Annotated in this window: 17 protein-coding genes; 6 read left to right on the top strand and 11 right to left on the bottom strand. The window is 66.4% G+C overall.

What is annotated here, in order from left to right:
- Positions 1-65: 65 nt before the first annotated feature.
- From AYJ57_RS22415 to AYJ57_RS22390, 6 genes are all read right to left on the bottom strand, one after another.
- Positions 66-1,127 carry a patatin-like phospholipase family protein gene (locus AYJ57_RS22415; protein ID WP_066111257.1) on the bottom strand — a complete coding sequence of 354 codons (1,062 nt, stop codon included), beginning with the start codon at positions 1,125-1,127 and terminating at the stop codon, positions 66-68.
- Positions 1,128-1,239: 112 nt separating this feature from the next.
- Positions 1,240-1,602, bottom strand: coding sequence for a GFA family protein (locus AYJ57_RS22410; protein WP_066111255.1), 363 nt, complete (start codon positions 1,600-1,602; stop codon positions 1,240-1,242).
- Between the two features lie 83 nt (positions 1,603-1,685).
- Positions 1,686-3,833 (bottom strand): pyrroloquinoline quinone-dependent dehydrogenase, encoded by a 2,148-nt coding sequence (locus AYJ57_RS22405; protein WP_066111253.1) that lies wholly within the window; start codon positions 3,831-3,833, stop codon positions 1,686-1,688.
- Entirely contained in the window at positions 3,830-4,174 is a 345-nt protein-coding gene (locus tag AYJ57_RS22400; protein ID WP_066111251.1) for a hypothetical protein, read from the bottom strand. Before AYJ57_RS22400 ends, AYJ57_RS22405 begins: the two co-directional genes overlap by 4 nt.
- Before the next feature lie 152 nt (positions 4,175-4,326).
- Complete coding sequence (locus AYJ57_RS22395; RefSeq protein ID WP_083191491.1) at positions 4,327-5,247, bottom strand: TatD family hydrolase; 921 nt, start codon at positions 5,245-5,247, stop codon at positions 4,327-4,329.
- The gene (locus tag AYJ57_RS22390) at positions 5,247-5,990 is read right to left on the bottom strand and encodes an EboA domain-containing protein (protein WP_066111247.1); all 744 of its coding nucleotides are present in this window, start codon (positions 5,988-5,990) and stop codon (positions 5,247-5,249) included. Before AYJ57_RS22390 ends, AYJ57_RS22395 begins: the two co-directional genes overlap by 1 nt.
- Before the next feature lie 108 nt (positions 5,991-6,098).
- Between AYJ57_RS22390 and AYJ57_RS22385 the strand changes: the two genes are divergently transcribed.
- Positions 6,099-7,484, top strand: coding sequence for an alkaline phosphatase family protein (locus AYJ57_RS22385; RefSeq protein ID WP_066111245.1), 1,386 nt, complete (start codon positions 6,099-6,101; stop codon positions 7,482-7,484).
- Here AYJ57_RS22385 and AYJ57_RS22380 read toward each other — a convergent pair.
- From AYJ57_RS22380 to AYJ57_RS22360, 5 genes are all read right to left on the bottom strand, one after another.
- Complete coding sequence (locus tag AYJ57_RS22380) at positions 7,481-8,338, bottom strand: UbiA family prenyltransferase (protein ID WP_066111243.1); 858 nt, start codon at positions 8,336-8,338, stop codon at positions 7,481-7,483. The two genes, AYJ57_RS22385 and AYJ57_RS22380, sit on opposite strands and share 4 nt — an antisense overlap.
- Positions 8,335-9,525 (bottom strand): metabolite traffic protein EboE, encoded by a 1,191-nt coding sequence (eboE, locus tag AYJ57_RS22375; RefSeq protein ID WP_066111241.1) that lies wholly within the window; start codon positions 9,523-9,525, stop codon positions 8,335-8,337. Before eboE ends, AYJ57_RS22380 begins: the two co-directional genes overlap by 4 nt.
- The gene (locus tag AYJ57_RS22370) at positions 9,525-11,426 is read right to left on the bottom strand and encodes a 3-dehydroquinate synthase (RefSeq protein WP_066111239.1); all 1,902 of its coding nucleotides are present in this window, start codon (positions 11,424-11,426) and stop codon (positions 9,525-9,527) included. The genes eboE and AYJ57_RS22370 overlap by 1 nt, the downstream gene beginning before the upstream one ends.
- A gap of 235 nt (positions 11,427-11,661) precedes the next feature.
- Positions 11,662-13,104, bottom strand: a complete 1,443-nt coding sequence (locus tag AYJ57_RS22365; RefSeq protein ID WP_237220285.1) for a sensor histidine kinase — start codon at positions 13,102-13,104, stop codon at positions 11,662-11,664.
- Positions 13,101-13,832, bottom strand: a complete 732-nt coding sequence (locus AYJ57_RS22360; RefSeq protein ID WP_066111237.1) for a response regulator transcription factor — start codon at positions 13,830-13,832, stop codon at positions 13,101-13,103. Before AYJ57_RS22360 ends, AYJ57_RS22365 begins: the two co-directional genes overlap by 4 nt.
- A 216-nt stretch (positions 13,833-14,048) precedes the next feature.
- On the opposite strand from AYJ57_RS22360, the gene AYJ57_RS22355 reads away from it, so the two are divergent.
- From AYJ57_RS22355 to AYJ57_RS22335, 5 genes are all read left to right on the top strand, one after another.
- The gene (locus AYJ57_RS22355; protein ID WP_066111235.1) at positions 14,049-15,293 is read left to right on the top strand and encodes an ABC transporter substrate-binding protein; all 1,245 of its coding nucleotides are present in this window, start codon (positions 14,049-14,051) and stop codon (positions 15,291-15,293) included.
- Positions 15,294-15,380: 87 nt separating this feature from the next.
- Positions 15,381-16,253, top strand: coding sequence for a carbohydrate ABC transporter permease (locus tag AYJ57_RS22350; RefSeq protein ID WP_066111233.1), 873 nt, complete (start codon positions 15,381-15,383; stop codon positions 16,251-16,253).
- A complete protein-coding gene (locus AYJ57_RS22345) occupies positions 16,246-17,151 on the top strand; it encodes a carbohydrate ABC transporter permease (RefSeq protein ID WP_066111230.1) in 906 nt (301 codons plus the stop codon). Before AYJ57_RS22350 ends, AYJ57_RS22345 begins: the two co-directional genes overlap by 8 nt.
- 5 nt (positions 17,152-17,156) lie before the next feature.
- Positions 17,157-18,254 (top strand): ABC transporter ATP-binding protein, encoded by a 1,098-nt coding sequence (locus tag AYJ57_RS22340; protein ID WP_066111228.1) that lies wholly within the window; start codon positions 17,157-17,159, stop codon positions 18,252-18,254.
- A gap of 255 nt (positions 18,255-18,509) precedes the next feature.
- Positions 18,510-19,649 carry an isochorismate synthase gene (locus tag AYJ57_RS22335; RefSeq protein ID WP_066111226.1) on the top strand — a complete coding sequence of 380 codons (1,140 nt, stop codon included), beginning with the start codon at positions 18,510-18,512 and terminating at the stop codon, positions 19,647-19,649.
- Positions 19,650-19,662: the final 13 nt, after the last annotated feature.

Genomic DNA, 19,662 nt, shown 5'->3' with positions numbered 1-19,662 from the left:
TCCCTCAGCCTAGCCGAAACGAACCGCCTGCGTCGAGACTTACCTTGGGAGGCCGCACGCGCCTATCACTGGCTCGGCAGCATCCCTTCGAGATAGCGCTCCATCAGCTTGGCGGTGCTGCTCTTGCCCAGTTGCGCGTAATTCTCCTCAAGCCAGCTCAGCGCCGCACCGCGCCCGGTTTCGTGCAGATCAACCAGCATCTCCCACGCCGGGTACATCTTGGAACTGGGATCGAGCTCGGACATGGAGGCCTGATCGTGAATCTCGTGGATGCGCAGATCGCGCAGCTGTTTCAGCAAGGCCGGGGCGTCGGACAGATCCTGCTCCGACAGCGCCTCGTGGATGATCGACAGCCCCCGCAATTCGGTCACCAGAGCTTGGTTGAACACCATCTCGCTGACCCGCTCGGTGATCTCTTCGGGGGCGCGGGCGGTGAAGCTGCGTTTCGCCGGGTTGATCGTGACCAGCAGCAGATCGGCGTGCGGCGTGAAGCGCACCAGCGAGGTGATCGGAGGGTTGGCGCTGTAGCCGCCGTCCCAATAGTCGACCCCGTCGATGTTCACCGGCGGGAAGCTCATCGGCAGACAGGCCGAGGCAATGGCCACATCTGGGCTCATCTCATGGTTGCGGAAGATGCGGCTCCCGCCGGTGCGCGCATCGGTGGCCGAGATGAAGAGTTCCGGCGCGCCGGGCCGTTGCAGCGCCTCGAAATCCACCTGTTCGGCAAGGATGTCGCGCAGCATCATCTGTGCGCGCCGCCCCTGCCATGGCCGCGCCGAGATGGTCACCTGCCCGGCGCTCACCAACTGCCACCATGCCGAGGAGGCGATGAAGAGGCCGGGAAAGCTCTCGAGCATATGGAAGGCCGGGGTGGCCTCGCGCGCGGCGGCGTTCACCGCGGTCCAGAACCGCCGCAGCGCATCGCGCCCGCCTTCCGAGCCGCCGGTGGCGAGACCGGAGGCGACGACGATGGCGTTCATCGCCCCGGCGCTGGCCCCCGACAGAGCGCCGATGTGCAGCCGGTCGTCTTCCAAAAGCGCGTCGAGCACGCCCCAGGTGAAGGCCCCATGCGCGCCGCCGCCCTGCAGCGCCACGTCGAGGATGATCTTGTCAGAGGAATTGGTCATCGAAATGCAAAAAGCCTCCCGGTTGAGGAGAAATTCTGCGCTGCAGCATATCGCGGTGGGGGATTCGCATCCAGCGGGCGGATCCGGTGGTCGGCGGCACCATGCCGAAGGCTCAGCGGGTGGGGCCGGGCGGCATGTCGCAGCGCCCGTCGTAGCGCCGCGATCTCAGCGTGAACACATCGATCCCCTCGATGCAGCGGGCGTTGACCGCGATCCGGTCTCCCCAGCCGGTGCGCAGCACGGCGACGCCGCAATCGGGGCAGAAGTGGTAGCCGCCATGGGCATCGCGCCAGAGGTAGGTGCTCAGCCGTATGCTTTCGGTTTTCAGTGTCACGGCCTCGAGAGGCAGAAGCCAGCGCAGGAAGCCGGTGCGGGCGCAGGTCGAGCAATTGCACTCGAGGATATCATCGGGCTCGGCATGCACCTCGGCGCGGAAGCGGCCGCAATGGCAGGAGATCGCGAAGGGCTGGGGCATCGGGGCGCGTGTCCCTCGGGGTGTCGTCGCAGGATGCGCCCCGCCCGGATGTGGCTCCGGGCGGGGCTTGAACGGGGCTTGGATCAGCGCGGCAGGCGGTAGACCGAGACCATGTCGCCGACCGAGGGCTTCAGGATCGAGTTGCCGCCCGAGACAAAGGCCACATATTCGGCGCCGTCATGCTCGTAGATCGCCGGGTTCGACACCGAGGGCGCCTCTGTCAGGTCGCTCCACAGCTCTTCGCCGCTTTTGAGGTCATAGGCGCGGACCATGCCGTCCATCGTGGCGCCGATGAAGATCAGCCCGCCCGCGGTGATCGCCGGGCCGCCGATGGTGGGCGAGCCCCATGCTTCGGGCATGTAGAAGCCGTAGCGCTGCGACATGCCGAAGGGTTTGCGCCAGAGCGGCTCGCCGGTGGTCATGTCGATCGCCATGATCTCGCCGAACGGAGGCTCCCAGCAGGGCATGCCCCAGCGGTTCATCGCGGTCTTCAGCGACATGCCGTAGGGCGCGCCGGTCTGCGGGTGGAAGCCGCTTTCGCCGACCCCGGCCTCGCCGTTGATCTCGTCGTATTCCTCGCGCTCGTAGAGCTGAATGTACTGCACCACATGCGACAGGTTCACCACGGCGATCTGATTTTCGGGGTCATAGCCGACGCCGCCCCATTGCACGACGCCCGCCGAGTTCGGATAGGCGCCTGCGCCTTCGCCCTCGGTGGTGGGCGCGGTATACATGCCGTCGTAGATCAGCTTGCTCCACAGGTCCGAGCATTCCCCGAAAGAGGCGATGTCGGCGATGTTCCACACGTCGGGCATCTTCGACTGGTCGAGCAGCGGCGCGGGCGTCGTGGGGAAGGGCTGGGTCGGCGCGTAACGCTCGCTCTCGATTGTCCCCGCGGGGACAGGGCGTTCTTCGATCGGCCAGATGTCCTCGCCGGTCTCGCGGTTCACCACGAAGAGAAAGCCCATCTTGGTGGCCTGCATCAGCGCCGGGATTTCTTGCCCGTTCACCGTGATGTCCATCAGGGTGGGGGCGGAGTTGATGTCATAGTCCCAGATGTCGTGATGCACCCATTGCCGCGACCAGATCACCTCGCCGGTGTCCACGTCGAGCGCGGTGGTCGAGGTGGCATAGGGGATGTCCTCGGTGCGGTTGCCGCCCCAGTAGTTGGGCGAGGGCGAGGCCACGGGCAGATAGACGATGCCGCGTTCCTCGTCGGCGCTCATCGCGGTCCAGACGTTGGCGGTGCCGGTCTTTTCGCGGATCTCCTCGGGGATGGTGTCGAAGGTCCACTCAAGCTCGCCGGTCTGCGCGTTCACCGAGAAGACCGAGCCCGGAGGCGCTTCGGCCCAGTCCCAGTCGTTGCCGGCCCAGCCGATGATCACGTGATCGCCGACGATGGTCGGCGGCTGCAGCAGCGACAGCGGCCAGCGGTCGTTGACCGTGTTCCACTGGTTGACGTCGAGCACGCCGCCATCGGCGAAATCCTCGCAGAGCGCGCCGGTGTCGGCGTCCATGGCAAAGAGCCGCGCGTCCATCGTGCCGAGATAGACGATCTTTTGGCACGCCTCGCCCTCGGTGGGGTTCGCGGCTTCCCAATAGGCCACGCCGCGGTTTTTCAGGGCGGGCTGGGTGAGCGCCTCGAGCGTGGATTGGGTGTCGTAGGACCAGATCTCTTCGCCGGTCGCCGGGTCGAGCGCCAGCACGCGATAAAAGGGCGTGCCGATGTAGAGCATGTCGTTGGCGTAGATCGGCGTGGCCGACCAGACGGTGGCAGGCAGATCGCCCGAGCCGTCCGAGACGTCGCCGGTCTCGACCCGCCATGCCAGTTCCATGTCGCCGACGTTCTCGGGGGTGATCTGGGTCAGCGGCGAATATTTCGCGCCAGAGACCTGACCGTGGAAGCTGGGCCAGCCGGTGCCGGGGCTAGGCACTTTGGCATCCGACGAGGGGCGCGCGGCGGGCACTTCGACCACCGCCGTTTCGGCGTTGGGTTCGGGCTCGCTGTCGTCCTGCGAGGCGGTGTCTTCAGAGCTTTCCGGCTCTTCGACTTCGGCGGGTGTTTCGCCGCCCTCAGTGGCGGTTGCGCCGGGGGGCGGGGTTTCAGGGGCGTCGGTCTCCGGCGCAGCGCTTTCGGGCGCGGCAGGCGGGGTCGGCGTGTCGGCCTGCTGCGCGAGGGCAGGCCCGGCAAGCAGGGCAAGAAGGGCGGTGCTGCGGAGCAGATGGGTCATGCGTAAGCTCCTTCTTCGGGACCGGAGAGTGCCGCGATCCAGCCCAAGGCGCAGACGCCGAGCGCGGCCAGCATCACCCACTGGTGCATCAGGAAGGCGGCGAAGGCGGTCAGCACGATTCCGATGGCCAGCAGCAGCATCAGAATGACCCGTGCGCCGCGGCTGCGCGCCTTGACCATCAGCGCACCGCCGATCAGCAGGCAGAGCGCACCGAAGGCGGCGGCGAGGGGACCCCAGACACCGGTGACACCGGTGAGCGGGACGAAATAGGCGTAAAGGCCGCATCCGATGGCGACCAGTGCCGAGACCATTATGACGGTCAGGCCGGTTCGATAGGGCATGAGAGTGTTCCCGTTCAATTTCGCGGCGGGCCGCGCTGCGGGAAGCTCGCGACCGCGTCACAACAAGGAGTAGTGCGCGCGAGCGAACGGGCAAATTTTCGTGTGGAATTTGTGAGGTCTGCGCCCGCCCGAGGGCAGGCGCAGGAGGGGCGTTACTCGATGGTCAGTCCGGCACGGCGCTGCGCGCCCGGCTCTTCGATCACCGGCTCGCGACCGCCGCGCAGGATCGAATTGCCTTCGTAAAGCGTGCGCTGGTCGATCGCCGGAGGTTCGAGCCAGTCGCTTTCCTTCATCTGCCCGCTTTGGCCATAGGCCGCCAGCGCATTGCCATAGCAGACCGCGCGCACGGTGCTTTCGGGAACGCCGCTCTGCAGCGCAAGCTGCGCGGTTTTGGCGACGCCGAGGCAGTCGGAAATGCCCCAGTCGCAGGCGCTGTCGACGATGATGCGTTCGGACCCGTATTGCTTGAGCAGTTCGACCATCCGCGCGTTGCCCATCTTGGTCGAGGGGTAGATCGAGAAGCCCGCCCAATAGCCGCGCTGCAGCACCTCGCCGACGGTTTCCTCGTTGTTGTGGTCGATGATCACCATCGACGGGTCGAGCCCCATCTCTTCGCAGACATCCATGGAGCGGGTGGTGCCCTGCTTCTTGTCGCGGTGCGGCGTGTGCACCATCACCGGCAGGTCCAGTTCCTTGGCCAGCGACAGTTGCAGGCGGAAGTATTTGTCCTCGAGCTCGGTCTGCTCGTCATAGCCGATCTCGCCGATCGCCACGACGCCTTCCTTGAGGGCGAAGCGCGGCAGCCATTCCATCACGCCCTCGGCCAGTTCCTCGTTGTTGGCCTCCTTCGAGTTGAGCCCGATGGTGCAATAGTGGCGGATGCCGAACTGCCCGGCGCGGAACCGCTCCCAGCCGACGATGGTCGAGAGGTAATCTACGTAGGTGCCCACGAAAGTGCGCGGCTGGCCAACCCAGAAGGCGGGCTCGATGAGCGCCACGACACCGGCGGCGGCCATCGCCTGATAGTCGTCGGTGGTGCGCGAGATCATATGGGCGTGGGGGTCAATCAGCATCATGATACAAGATCCTCAAATGTACGGCCTTCGGCGCGGGCCCGGTCGAGCTCGGCACGGATTTCAGGGGTTTCGGCAAAGGGCGCCACGAGCGGCCAGAGCTCGGGCATGACGGGCCGTCCGGCGGCCCAGCGTTCGCGCGCATATTGCACGAGGATGCGCGCCAGTTCGGGGTTGGCGCGGGCCGCAAGCCCGGTGATCGGGCCAAGCTCGGCCCCGATGAACAGCGCCTTCAGGACCATGTGGTTCCAGCGGTGCTCGTCGAAATGATCTCGCGGGTAGGGGTTGTTGTGGGCGATCGCCTCGAACACCGGCTTGAGGTTCGAGCGCAGCCCCTCGCCAACCTCGAAATGCAGGCTCTCGGGCGCGGGGTAGAGCGGCAGGCCGCGATAGAGCGCGATCATCTCGGCAGCGTCCGACGTGCGGCGCAGGTCCTTGAAGGTCTCGGCGAAGGGACGGGTGCCGCTGTAGGTCAGCAGCCCCAGAATGCGCGCGGCACCGTCGATGCTCCAGCCCGAGGGGTCCCAGCCAGAGCGCGCGGCATCGGCCTGCGCCAGATCGTCCGGCGTCAGCGCGAGATCGGCCTTGCCGAGCCTGCGCGGCGCAAAGCCGAGGTACATATGCAGGTCGCGCTCGGTCGCGTCCGGCGCGGCGAGCTGCGCCAATTGCGCGTCGAGCCAAGGCCTTTCGTCCCCGGCGCGCTCACGTATCCATCCATACAAAAGGTCTTTCGGATCGGTCATCAAACTCTCTCCCGAATAATCAATGAAACACTGGACTGAGGGGATGGCGGCGCGTCATAGTTGCGCCCATATTCTTCTTGTTTTTTCGAATGGATTTTGGTTCACAGCATGAAACCGACCCTTGTTATTCTTGTCGTCGGCCTGACACCCAAACTTGTCGGAGCTCATACCCCCCACCTTGCAGCCCTTGCCGAACGCGGCGGAATGCGCCCGCTGGAGACGGTCACACCGGCGGTCACCTGCACCGTGCAGGCAACGCTGGCGACCGGCTTGCCGCCCTCGGGCCATGGAGCCGTGGCCAATGGCTGGCTGTTCCGTGATCTCAAGGAGGTGCTGCTGTGGCGGCAGCCCAACTCGCTGATCGAGGGAGAGAAAATCTGGGACGCGGGGAAGGCGCGCGATCCGGGTTTTACCTGCGCCAAGATGTTCTGGTGGTACAACATGTACGCCACCGCCGATTACTCGGCGACGCCGCGCCCGATGTATCCGGCGGACGGGCGCAAGATCCCCGACCATTACGCCTATCCGCCCGAGCTGCATGACGAGTTGGATGCCAAACTGGGGCGCTTCCCGCTTTTCACCTTCTGGGGGCCGACGGCGGATATCACCTCCTCGGCGTGGATCACCGAGGCGACGCTGCATGTGATGCAGACGCGGCAGCCCACGCTGACCCTGACCTATCTGCCGCATCTGGATTACGACCTGCAGAAGTTCGGCCCCGATCTGGCGCATCCCGAGGTGCAGAGCTCCCTCAAGGACATCGATGCGCTGGTCGGCAAACTGGTCGCCGCGGCGGATGCCGAGGGACGCCGGGTGCTGGTCGTGTCGGAGTACGGCATCACCCCGGTCAGCGAGGCGATCCACATCAACCGCGCCCTGCGCAAAGCCGGGCTGATCGCCGTGCGCCCCGAGGAACATGGGCGCGAGATTCTCGACGCAGGCGCTTCGGCGGCCTTTGCTCTGTCGGACCACCAGCTTGCGCATATCTACGTCAATGACGCTGCGCGTCTGGCCGAGGTGAAGGCGCTGGTCGAGGGGCTCGATGGGGTCGAGACGGTCTGGGACGAGGACGGCAAGCGCCAGAATGGCCTCGACCATCCGCGCTCGGGCGAGCTTGTGGCCGTCTCGAAGCCCGACCGCTGGTTCAGCTATTACTACTGGCTGGACGACGACAAGGCCCCGGACTTTGCCCCCACCGTCGATATTCACCGCAAGCCCGGCTATGACCCGGTCGAGCTGTTCCTCGATCCCAACCTGCGGTTTCCCAAGCTGGCGGCGGGCTGGAAACTGGCCAAGCGCAAGATGGGCTTTCGGCAGCTTCTCGACGTGATCTCTCCCTCGCGGACCGATCTGGTGAAGGGCAGCCACGGGCGGCTCACCGATGATCCCGGCGACGGGCCGCTGGTGATCTCCTCCGAGGCGGGCCTGCTGCCGGAAGGATCGGTCCGGGCGGTGGATTTCAAGGCGCTGACGCTGAGCCATATCTTCGACTAAGTCCCCGCAATGACCCGCTGCAGCGCGCGGGTGAGGCCAAAGCCGAGAACCGTCAGCAGCGCCGGGATCCATCCTCCGTGGACCCCGGCGATCAGCGCGGCGTCATAGAGCGAGATGGCGGCAATCAGCAGGGTGACGGCCTTCGGCACGTCGCCCTTTGCCCGGCGAAAGAGATAGTGCAGCGCCAGCCCGGTGGCGGCGAAGAACCCCAGCGCAATCAGCAGCGCCAGCGCGCTGCCCCAGCTGAAGATCAGCACCAGCAGGCAGGGAAAAGCCATCACCGCCAGCGGCCACGCGCGCTCGATCCGGTCGTAGGCCTCTTGTTTGGCGGCGTAGGTGAGGCCGACCACATAGGCCAGCAGCCCCAGCGCGCCCCAGATCGCCACGCCCGGAAAGCTGCCCGTCGCGCCGAAGGCAGCCAGCGCATAGCAAAAGAACCGGGTGACCCCCATGATCACCGGCGCCAGCGCAGTGCGTTTGTGCAGCCAGTCGTAGAGGAAGATGCTGATGCTCAGCAGCACCGCCGAGACCAGCGCCCAGCCTCCGAGCAGCAGGGTCAGCAAAATGCCGGTGCCCAGCATGACGAAACCGCCGACGAAAACATCGCCCTGACGGATGTCGCCGCGGGGGATGGGGCGGTCGGCCTTTTGCGTGCGGTCATGCTCGGCGTCGAAAGCATCGTTGAGCCACATGCCGCCCACGTAAAAGAGGGTCAGCGCCAGTGCGCTCAGCACGATTGGCCAGAACGCCGTGCCCGGGGCCGCCGAGAGCGCCAGCAGCGCCCCCGCCATGGCATTTGTCCAGACCGTCGGCAGGTTGGACACGCGGCCCAGTTCCAGAGCGGTGCGGATCATTGGCCCAGCCTTTCCAGAACCCAGCGCAACTCTCGCGCAATGGCGGCATCGACGCTGGAGGTGCGCAACTCGGGCGGCAGAACGTCCCAAGTGTAGGTCTCGACCTCGAGATGCGGCGAGATCGGCGCGGCGCGGTGCAGGTCGAGGATTTCCTTCAGAAACTCCTGTGTGCTGTCGAAGAGCCCAAGCGAGGCCAGAAACACCGGTACATGGAAGTGGATGCGCCACTCCTCGCCATCCGCCTCGGCGCCGCGCGCCAGTGCCTCTGGCAGATCGGAATAGGCGGTGATCGGCCCGTCGCCGCGCCGTGTCAGCACCTGATGCAGGTAGGTGGGTTCCGAGAAGGGTTGCAACGCCTCGCGCACCTTGGGCGAGACCTCGGCTGCCCGCAGCGCCGAGCTGAGCTGCAACTTATGGATCGGAATGCCCGCGGTTTTCAGCGCATCGAGGCTGCCTGCCGCATCCTCATATTCCACCGCCGCGTGGCAGACGTCGTAGCACAGGCCCAGATGGCGGCGCAGTGCCTCTTCGGCGGTCTCGCCCTTCAGCCCGGTAAGCTCTGCAAAGCGGGCGACAGCGGCGGAGGAGTAGAGCCAGTTTTCAAAGAAATCGACGCTGCCGGCGATGGTCTCCAGAAAGCAGAAAGGCTCGGGCTCGATCGCCAGCGCGACCGCCACCCCGGTGTGTTCGCGCACCGAGAGGCAATGCGCCGCGGCGCGCAGATAGTGCTCGGCCATCTCGGCCTCAGCACCGCCAGCGAGGGTACGGAAGGTGCCCGGCACGGTGCTGAGGCTGACGTTGGCACCCGGCTCGGCCAGTTCGGCCATCAGTTCGGTCAGCCGGTTGGTGTAGGCCAGCCGCTCTTCGGTCCGCCAGTCGGGCTGATAGACCTGCTCCTTCACGCGGGTGCCGTGGAAGGGGCCATAGGGAAAGCCGTTCATCGTCAGCGGGATCAGGTCGTGGCGGGTCAGAAACTCGCGCAGCGCGGCACGCCGTCCGCCCTTGTCCAACCCTTCCAAGGCCTTGGCCGAAAGGCGCAGACCCACGGCGAAGGGCGCGTCGGGGCTCAGCTCTTCCTTTACCGCCAGCAGCGGACCGGTGAGCGCGGCGGAACATTCCTCCCAAGTCTCTGTGGGATGGATGTTGAGGCAGTACGTCAGGCTGCCCAGCCCGTTGCCGAGCTGCATCAGTCCTGTCCCTGCGCCGCCAGCCAGCCGAGCGCTTCGGCCACCAGTTCCGGCTTCATCTCGTGCATCTCGACGCCCGTGCCGAGCCCGAGCAGCAGCGTGACGGTCAGCTCGCCGCCCAGATGCTCGCGGAATTCCTCAAGGCCGTTGAGAATCTCCAACTGGCCGCCCGCATCACGCTGTTCCAGTGCCGGATGCCAGACCGGCAGATCAAGCGCCTGCAGCAGCGCCAGCACGCGCTCTTCTCCGCCTTCGGGCAGCAGCCCGGCCAGAACCGAGTAGCGGGTGTCGAGGGCGATGCCCATGGCCACCGCGTCGCCGTGACTGACCGCGTAGTGCGTCAGCCCCTCGAGCTTGTGCGCCGACCAGTGACCGAAGTCCAAGGGCCGGGCCGAGCCGCGCTCGAACGGATCGCCGCCATGGGCGATCTGATGCATGTGCAGCTCTGCCGAGCGCCGGATCATATACTCTTCGGCGGCGGGCTCGAAGCGGCGCAGCGCCTCGGCGTTCGTCTCCAGCCATAGGAAGAACTCGGGATCGCGGATCAGCGCCACTTTCACCGCCTCGGAGATACCGGCGCGGCGGATGGCGGGCGGGAGAGTTTCGAGCATGTCGAAATCGTTGAGCACCGCCCAAGGCGGCGCGAAGCTGCCGGCGAAATTCTTCGAGCCCTCGAAGTTCACCGCGTTCTTCACCCCCACGCCGCTGTCGTTCTGCGACAGCACGGTGGTGGGCACGCGGATGTGGCGGATGCCCCGGTGAGCGGTGGCGGTGGCCATGCCCACCGCGTCGAGCACTGCGCCGCCGCCGATCGCCATCACGTAGCAGTGCCGGTCGATGCGGTGGCGCAGGATCAGGCGGTAGATCTCGAAGACCTGTTCGAAGCCCGCCTTGATATCCTCGCCGCCGGTAATCGGACGCGGCGCGGTGGCCAGCGTGGCCTCTGTGCCGAGACGGTCGAAACAGGCGGTGATCTCATCTGCCAGCGCGGGGCGCTGGCGCAGCATGTCGGCATCGACGAAGACGAGGCAGCGTTGCGCCCGGCCATCGGAGGCCTCGCGAAAGACCTCGCCCAGCGTGTCGTTGCCCGGCGCAAAGAGGCCGCGGGTGAAGACCACGCGATAGCTGTAATCGACGCTGAAGCGCTGCAGCACCGAGGTGCCCTGAGGCGGCGCGGTGGGGCGCAGCGCCGGACGGGTGATCGGCGTGGGATCGGGTGCTTCGGCCATGGCGAGCGTGCCGCTGAGCGGCTGGCTCTCGGGGCGCATCTGCGCGTAGATCAACCGCCCGCCGAGGCCCGCCACCGGCAGGGCCAGCGCGGCGCAGAACGCGAGCAGGAAGGAGTCGGCCTCGACGGCCATGGCGCCCAACGTGGCGTAGGCGGCGGCGATGCCGAGGTTGGCCAGCGCCACCACACCAAGGAAACGGCGCAGCGGCAGCCGGGCGATCCCGGCGGCGATGGTCGAGGTCTCGGCCAGCACCGGCACCGCGCGCAGCAGCAGCAGCGAGCCAAAGGCGAAGCGGTTCGACATGCGGGTCGAGCGGGCCAGTTCCTCGGCGCCGAGCAGCCTGCGCAGCGCGCTGGTGCCGCCGGTGGCGCCGATCCAATAGCCCAGCAGACAGCTCAGCGTCATGCCAAGCCAGCAGGTCAGCGTGCCGCCCGCAACCCCCAGAACGGTGCCAGCGGTGACATTGACCACGCTCGAGGGGACCGGCAGCGCCACATCAAGCGCCAGTGCCCCCACGATGAGGGCGGACAGCCCCGCAAGGCTCTGCGCGCCGGACATCATGCCCAGCACGATCTGTTGGGTCTTTCCCTCGAAGAGCAGGAACGAAAAGGCGATCACGAGCGCCGGAATCCCAAGGATCGCAAGCCGGCGCAGGGTGAGGGAAATTGACATGTAAAATATCCTTTCTAAACCTCACAAGGTTGCCCGACATGCTGCGGCCAACCGTAAAACAAATGCATTCAAATACTTATCGTATACTCCGGAGAGAAAATTCCGGGGCGGGCGGGCAATAAACCGCTGATTCCGCACAATCAGGTTAGGCAAGACTGAGGCAGCAAGCCAGAAGTATCGCGGCTTTGCCTGCGGGAATGCGCATATGAGCGGCGTCGGTGCCCGCCTTCGCGGCTCAGGCGCGCTGGATGGTCAGCACCGCGCGCAGCCCTTTGGGCGCGGTTTCGAAACGCAGCGTGCCCCCGTGCAGCATGGCGATGGTCGACACGATGCTGAGGCCGAGCCCGGTGCCGTCGCTGGAGCGCGCATTGGCACCGCGCCGGAAGGGGGCCATGAGCGCCTCGATCTGTTCGGTGGAGCGCAGGCCGCTTTCATCCTCGACGATGATCGTCGCGGTGTCGGCGGTGGCCTCGAGGTGCAGCTCTGCCCGGCGCCCGTATTTCAGCGCATTGTCCACGAGGTTCGAAATCGCGCGCTGGATCGACACGGGCCGGGCGGTGACGAGGATGCGATGCGCGCCCTCGATCACCTGTGCGCCGCGCCGCGCCGAGAACAGCGAGCGCCCGCCGCGCAGCACCATCGGTTCGACACGGGCGAGGGTCACCGGATGGCCCATGTCCTGATAGTCGTCGACCAGCGCCTCGACGAGCGCCGAAAGCGACAGCTGGCGCGGGTCTTCGACGCTGAGCTCGGCGCGGGTGTAGGTCAGCGCGCTTTCGATGATCGCGGTCATCTTATCGATGTCGGCCTCGAATTTGCCGCGCAGCGCCTCGTCCTCGATCAGCGCGCTGCGCAGCCGCAGGCGAGTGGCCGGGGTGCCGAGGTCATGGCTCACCCCCGACAGCACCACGGCGCGTTTCGCCAGTTGCTCGCGCTCGTCTTCGAGATAGGCGTTCACCGCGTCGACGATGGCGCGCAGTTCGGCGGGGCCTTCGGTCTCATAGCTTTCCGGCCCGCCGAGCCGCCGCCGCGTGGCCAGCGCCTGCGCGAAGTCCGAGAATTGCGCAGCGGTGCCGGTAACGCGGGTGAAGAACACGCCAAGGGTGATCAGTGCCAGCGCGATGGCGGGCAGACGCAAATCGCGCGGCGCCGCCTCGCAGCCCCAGACGCCGGGCGCCTCGACGCGCTGCCAGCCGCTTTCGCCCGAGCGGGCGATGATCTGCGGGTGCGAGCAGTAACGCGCCATCAACCGGGTGAGCTGGCCCAGCGTCTCTTCGGGGCGCTGGCCGGGACGCGAGGGCAGATCGGCGACGCGGTATTGCAGCCCGTCCGAAATCACCGCCAGTTCGATCCCCTCGCCGCCAGTGCCGTCGGGCAGGATCGGGGCGAGCGTCACATAGCGCGGTTTGGGCAGGCCCGAGACCAGTGAGAAATTACCGACCGCGGCGGCATTGGCGTCGATCTCGGCCAGCGGCGTGACGGTAACGCCCTCGGGCGGGGCCGCGCCGCGGGTCAGCGTGTGGTGGAGCAGGATCCCGGCCCGCTCGGCGTGGTCGAGATGGCTGGTCCAGCGGGTCTGCGACAGGCTCCACATGCCGGTGATCACCATGCCCGCCAGCGCCGCGCCGATCATCAAGACGAGGCCCGAGACGCGCAGAGAGAGGCTGCGGCGGCTCACGTCTCTTCCGTCGTCACGTCGACCGCGAAGACATAGCCGACACCGCGTTCGGTGCGCAGCATCTGCGGGTCTTTGGGCGACTTCTCGATCTTCGAACGCAGGCGCCCCACCAGAACGTCGATGGCGCGGCCCTGCGTCTCTTCGGCCCCCTCGCCGGTGACGTCGAGCGCGGCGGCGATCTCGTCGCGGGTGAGCGGGATGAAGGGATTGGCCAGAAGCGCCTGCAGCAGCATCGTCTCGCGCCGCGACAGCGCCACTTGGAACCCCTCGGGCGAGATCACCTCGTCCCGCTTTGCGTCATAGCGCCAACCCGCAAAGCGGAAGGTCTGGGTGCGCCGCCGGTGCACCAGCGAGGCCGAGCGCCGGGCGCGCGCCAGCACGGCGCGCACGCGGGCGACCAGCAGCTCGGGGTTGAACGGTTTGGCGATATAATCGTCGGCGCCGACCTCATAGCCTGCCATGCGCTGGTGATCCGCCGACAGCGCCGAGACCATGATGATCGGCACATCCTGCTCGCGGCGCAGGCGCGCGCAGATCTCGATGCCGCTTTCGTCGCCGAGCATCACGTCGAGCAAGATGAGATCGATCCGGCCCGCGTCCATCGCGGTGGCGATCTCGGCCATGGACTGCGCGCCAAGCGCGATGAAGCCCTGCTTTTGCAGGAACTGGGTCATCATCATGCGCATCTCGGAATCGTCGTCGACGACCAGTAGTCTGAAGATGCTCACTTGACCCTCCGTCGCAAGTGCCCGGCCAGACCGGATTTTTCGCCGCAGCGCAGCGATTTCCGCCGCCCTGTAACAGCCTGTAACAGATCGCCGCTATTTTAGCGCCACCAGCGTTCTGGCGGTGGGTCTACACCCTTGCGAAGGCGGCGGCCAGCAGCGCAGGATTTATGCCACATCTGCCCCGGGGAGGGGCAAGACCAACGGGAGGACTACCTGATGAAATTCACCGCTAAGGCGGCAATCTCTGCCGCTGCCCTGTCGATTGCGGGCGCAGCCTATGCCGAGCCGCAGGCCGAAGTTCTGCACTGGTGGACCGCGGGCGGCGAGGCCAAGGCCGTGGCCGTGCTGCAGCAGGAATTCTCGGACCAGGGCGGCACCTGGACCGACATGCCGGTCGCGGGCGGCGGCGGCGATGCCGCGATGACCGCGCTGCGCGCCCGCGTGCTGTCGGGCAATGCGCCCACCGCCGTGCAGCTGAAAGGCCCGGCGATCCAGGAATGGTACGAAGAAGGTGTGCTGGCGGATATCTCGTCGGTGGCCGAAGAACAGGGCTGGGCCGACGTGCTGCCCGCGCAGATCGCCGAGCATATGAAGTGCGAAGGCAGCTGGTGCGCGGCGCCGGTCAACGTGCACCGCGTCGACTGGATCTGGGCCAATAAATCCGTGCTCGAAGACAATGGCATCGAGATGCCGACCACCTGGGACGAGTTCAACGCCGCGGCCGAGAAGCTGCAGGCGGCGGGCGTGATCCCGCTGGCGCACGGCGGCCAGTCCTGGCAGGACGCGACCGTGTTCGAGACCGTCGTTCTTGGCCTTGGCGGCCCCGAGTTCTTCCAGAAGGCGCTGGTCGATCTCGATCAGGACGCGCTGACCTCGGACACGATGGTGCAGGTGTTTGACCAGATGCGCACCCTGCGCGGCTTTGTGGATGACAACTTCTCGGGCCGTGACTGGAACCTCGCCACTGCCATGGTGATGAACGGCGAAGCCGCCTTCCAGATCATGGGTGACTGGGCCAAGGGCGAGTTCCTGGCCGCGGGCAAAGTGCCGGGCGAGGACTTCCTCTGCGCCTCCACGCCGGGCGATGGCTTCCTCTACAACGTCGACAGCTTCGCCATGTTCGAAGTGGACGGCGACGCCAAGAAAGCCGGTCAGAACCTGCTGGCAGAGCTGATCGTCGGCCCCAACTTCCAGAAGGTGTTCAACCTCAACAAAGGCTCGATCCCGGTGCGCACCGACGTGTCGCTCGACGAGTTCGACGAATGCGCGGTGAAATCCTCCGAGGACATGAACGCCGCTGCTGAAAATGGCGCGCTGCTGCCGTCCTACGCCCATGGCATGGCGCTGCGCGGTGCGCAGTCCGGCGCGATCACCGATGTGGTGACGGCGCATTTCAACTCGGACATGAGCTCCGAGGACGCGGTGCAGATGCTCTCCGACGCTGTCGCGAACTCCATGTAACCGTCCCCGGTCTCGGGCTTAACGTCTCTGACCAAACTCACGCGGGCCCGTCTCCGATCCGGGGCGGGCCCGTCATAGGAGAACACCATGGCCAAATGGTTCGAAACCCATTTGCCGAAGATCGTGCTGGCGCCCAGCTTCATCGCGGTCCTGATTTTCGTCTACGGTTTTATCGGCTGGACCGCATGGGTGTCGCTCACCCGCTCCAAGCTGCTGCCCAAATACGAAATCGACGGCTTCATCCAATACGAACGGCTTTTCGCCTCGCCGCGCTGGGATACGGCGATGGACAACCTCTACATCTTCGGGGGCATGTTCATCGTGATCTCGATGCTGCTGGGGCTGATCCTCGCGATCCTGCTCGACCAGCAGATCCGCGTCGAGGGCGCGATCCGCACTATCTACCTCTACCCGATGGCGCTTTCGATGATCGTCACCGGTACCGCGTGGAAATGGATCCTCAACCCCGGTCTCGGGGTGCAGGCCATGGTGCAGGGCTGGGGCTTCGAGAACTTCAAGTTCGACTGGCTGGTGAACCCCGACATGGCCATCTACACGGTGGTGATGGCGGCGATCTGGCAAAGCTCGGGCTTCGTCATGGCGCTCTTCCTCGCGGGGCTGCGCTCGGTCGACACCGAGATCATCCGCGCCGCGCAGATCGACGGCATCCCGACGTGGCGCGTCTATACCGCGATTATCATTCCCTCGATGGCGCCGATCTTTCTGTCGGCCTTCATCGTGCTGGCGCACCTCGCCATCAAGAGCTTTGACCTCGTCATCGCACTGACCGGCGGCGGCCCCGGCTATGCCACCGATCTTCCGGCCACCTACATGTACGCCATGGCGTTCTCGCGCGGCGACGTGGGGCAGGCGGCAAGCTCGGCGATGATCATGATGATGGTGATCTTCATCATCGTGGTGCCCTATCTCTACTCCGAACTGAGGGCGAAAAATGACTGATGTCTCGACAACGCCCGCCGCAGGCGCGGCCCGCCGACAGGGCGCGGGCATGAAGACCGCGCTGCGCTGGGGCCTCTATGTCATCCTCGGGCTCTTCGCGATCTACTACCTGATGCCGCTCTTCGTGATGCTGACCACCTCGCTCAAAAGCCTCGAGGAGATCCGCACCGGCGATCTCGTGGCGCTACCGCGGGAGGTCACCTTTGACGCATGGGCCAAGGCATGGTCCGGCGCCTGCACCGGCATCCAATGCGAAGGCGTGCGGCCCTACTTCTGGAACTCGGTGCTGATCGCGGTGCCGGGCGTGCTGATCTCGACCCTGCTGGGGGCGGTGAACGGCTATGTGATCGCGCAATGGCGCTTCAAGGGCGCCAACATCATCTTTGCGCTGATGCTCTTTGGCTGCTTTATCCCGTTCCAGGTGGTGCTGCTGCCCATGGCGCGGCTGCTGGGTCTGCTCGGCATCGCCGGCACCATTCCGGGGCTGATCTTCGTGCACGTGATCTACGGGCTCGGGTTCACCACGCTGTTCTTCCGCAACTACTACGTCACGATCCCGCAAGAGCTGGTGAAGGCGGCCAAGGTCGATGGCGCGGGCTTCCTGCGCATCTTCTGGTCGATCTTCCTGCCGCTCAGCGTGCCCATCGTCGTGGTCAGTGTGATCTGGCAGTTCACCCAGATCTGGAATGACTTCCTGTTCGGTGTGTCCTTTAGCTCGGCCGGCACCCAGCCGGTGACCGTGGCGCTCAACAACATCGTCAATTCGACCACCGGCGTGAAGGAATACAACGTCGACATGGCTGCCGCGATCATCGCCGCGCTGCCGACGCTCCTCGTCTATGTCGTTGCCGGCAAATATTTCATCCGCGGCCTGACCGCCGGATCCGTCAAAGGATGATCCCCATGGCTCCCATTCTCGACATCCAGAACCTCTATAAGAACTACGGCGCGACCGAGGTCCTCAAGGACATCAACGTGTCGATCGAACCGGGCGATTTCCTCGTGCTCGTCGGCCCCTCGGGCTGCGGCAAGTCCACGCTGCTGAACTGCATCGCCGGGCTCGAGCCGATCTCGGGCGGCACGCTGAAGATCGGCGGCGAGGACATGACCCATGTCTCGCCCAAGGACCGCGACATCGCCATGGTGTTCCAGTCCTACGCGCTTTACCCGACGATGAGCGTCGCCAAGAACATCACCTTCGGCATGAAGGTGCGCGGCGTCGATCAGGCCACGCAAGAGAAGAAGCTCGCCGAGGTGGCCCGCCAGCTGCAGATCGAGCCGCTGCTCAAGCGCCGTCCCGGCCAGCTTTCGGGCGGCCAGCGACAGCGTGTGGCCATGGGCCGGGCGCTGGTGCGCGATCCCAAGCTGTTCCTCTTCGACGAGCCGCTGTCGAACCTCGACGCCAAGCTGCGGGTCGAGATGCGCACCGAGATCAAATCGCTGCACCAGCGTCTCGGCGCGTCGATGGTCTATGTGACGCACGACCAGATCGAGGCGATGACGCTGGCCACCAAGATCGTCGTCATGAAGGGCGGCATCATTCAGCAGATCGGCACCCCGGCGGAGATCTACAACCAGCCCGCCAACCTGTTTGTCGCCGATTTTATGGGCTCGCCCGCGATGAACCTGATCCCGGCCAAGGCGCAGGCGGGCGGCAATGGCACGCAGATCGAGATCGCCCGCGACGGCGCGGCGCCCATCGTGCTGACCGATCCCGGCGCGGCGGGTCTGCCCGAGGATGTGATCCTCGGCCTGCGCCCCGAGGACATTTCGGAGCCGGGCTTCCGCAGCGGCACGGCGGTGCAGCAGGCCGAATGCCAAGTCGAAATCGTCGAGCCCGCGGGCGCCGACACCTACGTGATGACCACGCTGGGCGGCAAACAGGTGACCGCACGCCTGCATGCCGAGACCGAGGCCAAGCCGGGCAGCGCCCATACCTTCGCCTTCGATCTGGGCAAGGTCTCCTACTTCAATCCGGGCACCGGCGAGCGTATCGCCTGACCCCGCGTTCAGTGCCGAACCAAAGGCCTCGCGCGTGATCGCGGGGGGCCTTTTCATGTCGCGCGGCGTGTCCCGAATGGGGCGGGCGTAAGACCGGATTGCGGAATGTCGCGCAGGCACGGTAATTCCCGACTTATTTACTTGCCTACTCCCCTCCTGATTGCGTACCACGCCCCCGGCAGCCAAGCGGCTCTCTTCGAGTCGGTCAGCCTCCAAGCCACCCAGATCCGTAACGGTCATGATGGAGGAGGACTGATGACGCGCCCTCTCACGCATTTCGACACCCGTCCCGAGTTGCCCGGCCCGGGCCTTGCCTTTCTGAACGGTCGCGACACACGCATCGCGCGCGGCCCCCTGCAGCCCGTGCCGCGCGGCGATGCGGCGAGTCTCGGCGCGCGGCTGGCACCGGCGCTGGCGGCTCTGCCGCAGGGCGGGATGATCGGCGGCGCCCTGCCGTTCGACCGGGCGGCGGAGGATTGCCTCTGGAGCGCCGAGGCGCAGGGCGGGCACCTGCCTGTGGGCGCGCCCGCGCCAACGGGCCAGCTGCGCCTGACTCCGGAGCCGCAGGCGCGGGACTATGCTGCGGCGGTCGCCGCCGCGCTGGCCGAGATGCAGGCCAACCCCGCGCTCGAAAAAGTGGTGCTGGCCCGGACCCTGAGGCTTGAAAGCACGCGTCCCATCGACCGCGCCGGATTGCTCGCCCGGCTCGCCGCTGACCCCGCGGTCACCGCCTTTGACGTGGCGCTGCCCGGCGGGCGGCACCTCGTGGGGGGCACGCCCGAGCTGCTGCTGGACAAGCGCGGCGCGGAGATCCTCTCGCATCCGCTGGCAGGGTCGGCGCGCCGCAGCACCGATGCCCGCGAGGACCGTGCCGCCGCCGAGGCGCTCGCAGGATCCGAGAAGGACCAGCGCGAACATGCGCTGGTGGTCGAGTTCATCCTCGACACGCTGGCACCGCTCTGCCGCACCCTTGGCGCGCCCGAGGGCACTTGCATCACCTCGACGGGCAGCATGTGGCATCTTGGTACGCGCATCGCGGGACAGCTGCGCGAAAAGGATCAGCCCGCCCCCGTGCTGGCCGCCTGTCTGCATCCGACCCCCGCGGTCTGCGGCTTGCCGCGCGATCCCGCGGCCGAGCTGATCCGCCAGCTTGAGCCGGTGCAGCGTGACTTCTACGCCGGGGCTGTGGGCTGGTGCGACGCCCGCGGCGATGGGGCGTGGCATGTGGCAATCCGCTGCGCCGAACTGCAGGGGACGCACGCGCGGCTCTACGCCGGGGCCGGCATCGTGCCCGGCTCGGACCCCGACAGCGAAACCCGTGAGACCGGCGCCAAGTTCGGCGCCATGCTGAGCGCTTTCGGCCTCGCGCCGGATGCCGCCCTCAACCTGACCTGACACTGAAAGACTG

It is taken from the genome of Salipiger sp. CCB-MM3, from assembly GCF_001687105.1.
In the GTDB taxonomy this organism is placed as follows: domain Bacteria; phylum Pseudomonadota; class Alphaproteobacteria; order Rhodobacterales; family Rhodobacteraceae; genus Salipiger.
Note: the sequence above shows the minus strand (reverse complement) of the source record. Positions and strands in the feature narration are given on the sequence as shown.

What these genes read in the sequence shown, in the direction of transcription:
- AYJ57_RS22415 (WP_066111257.1), bottom strand. Translation starts at nt 1,127, where the DNA reads ATGACCAATTCCTCTGACAAGATCATCCTCGACGTGGCGCTGCAGGGC.
- AYJ57_RS22410 (WP_066111255.1), bottom strand. Translation starts at nt 1,602, where the DNA reads ATGCCCCAGCCCTTCGCGATCTCCTGCCATTGCGGCCGCTTCCGCGCC.
- AYJ57_RS22405 (WP_066111253.1), bottom strand. Translation starts at nt 3,833, where the DNA reads ATGACCCATCTGCTCCGCAGCACCGCCCTTCTTGCCCTGCTTGCCGGG.
- AYJ57_RS22400 (WP_066111251.1), bottom strand. Translation starts at nt 4,174, where the DNA reads ATGCCCTATCGAACCGGCCTGACCGTCATAATGGTCTCGGCACTGGTC.
- AYJ57_RS22395 (WP_083191491.1), bottom strand. Translation starts at nt 5,247, where the DNA reads ATGCTGATTGACCCCCACGCCCATATGATCTCGCGCACCACCGACGAC.
- AYJ57_RS22390 (WP_066111247.1), bottom strand. Translation starts at nt 5,990, where the DNA reads ATGACCGATCCGAAAGACCTTTTGTATGGATGGATACGTGAGCGCGCC.
- AYJ57_RS22385 (WP_066111245.1), top strand. Translation starts at nt 6,099, where the DNA reads ATGAAACCGACCCTTGTTATTCTTGTCGTCGGCCTGACACCCAAACTT.
- AYJ57_RS22380 (WP_066111243.1), bottom strand. Translation starts at nt 8,338, where the DNA reads ATGATCCGCACCGCTCTGGAACTGGGCCGCGTGTCCAACCTGCCGACG.
- eboE (WP_066111241.1), bottom strand. Translation starts at nt 9,525, where the DNA reads ATGCAGCTCGGCAACGGGCTGGGCAGCCTGACGTACTGCCTCAACATC.
- AYJ57_RS22370 (WP_066111239.1), bottom strand. Translation starts at nt 11,426, where the DNA reads ATGTCAATTTCCCTCACCCTGCGCCGGCTTGCGATCCTTGGGATTCCG.
- AYJ57_RS22355 (WP_066111235.1), top strand. Translation starts at nt 14,049, where the DNA reads ATGAAATTCACCGCTAAGGCGGCAATCTCTGCCGCTGCCCTGTCGATT.
- AYJ57_RS22350 (WP_066111233.1), top strand. Translation starts at nt 15,381, where the DNA reads ATGGCCAAATGGTTCGAAACCCATTTGCCGAAGATCGTGCTGGCGCCC.
- AYJ57_RS22345 (WP_066111230.1), top strand. Translation starts at nt 16,246, where the DNA reads ATGACTGATGTCTCGACAACGCCCGCCGCAGGCGCGGCCCGCCGACAG.
- AYJ57_RS22340 (WP_066111228.1), top strand. Translation starts at nt 17,157, where the DNA reads ATGGCTCCCATTCTCGACATCCAGAACCTCTATAAGAACTACGGCGCG.
- AYJ57_RS22335 (WP_066111226.1), top strand. Translation starts at nt 18,510, where the DNA reads ATGACGCGCCCTCTCACGCATTTCGACACCCGTCCCGAGTTGCCCGGC.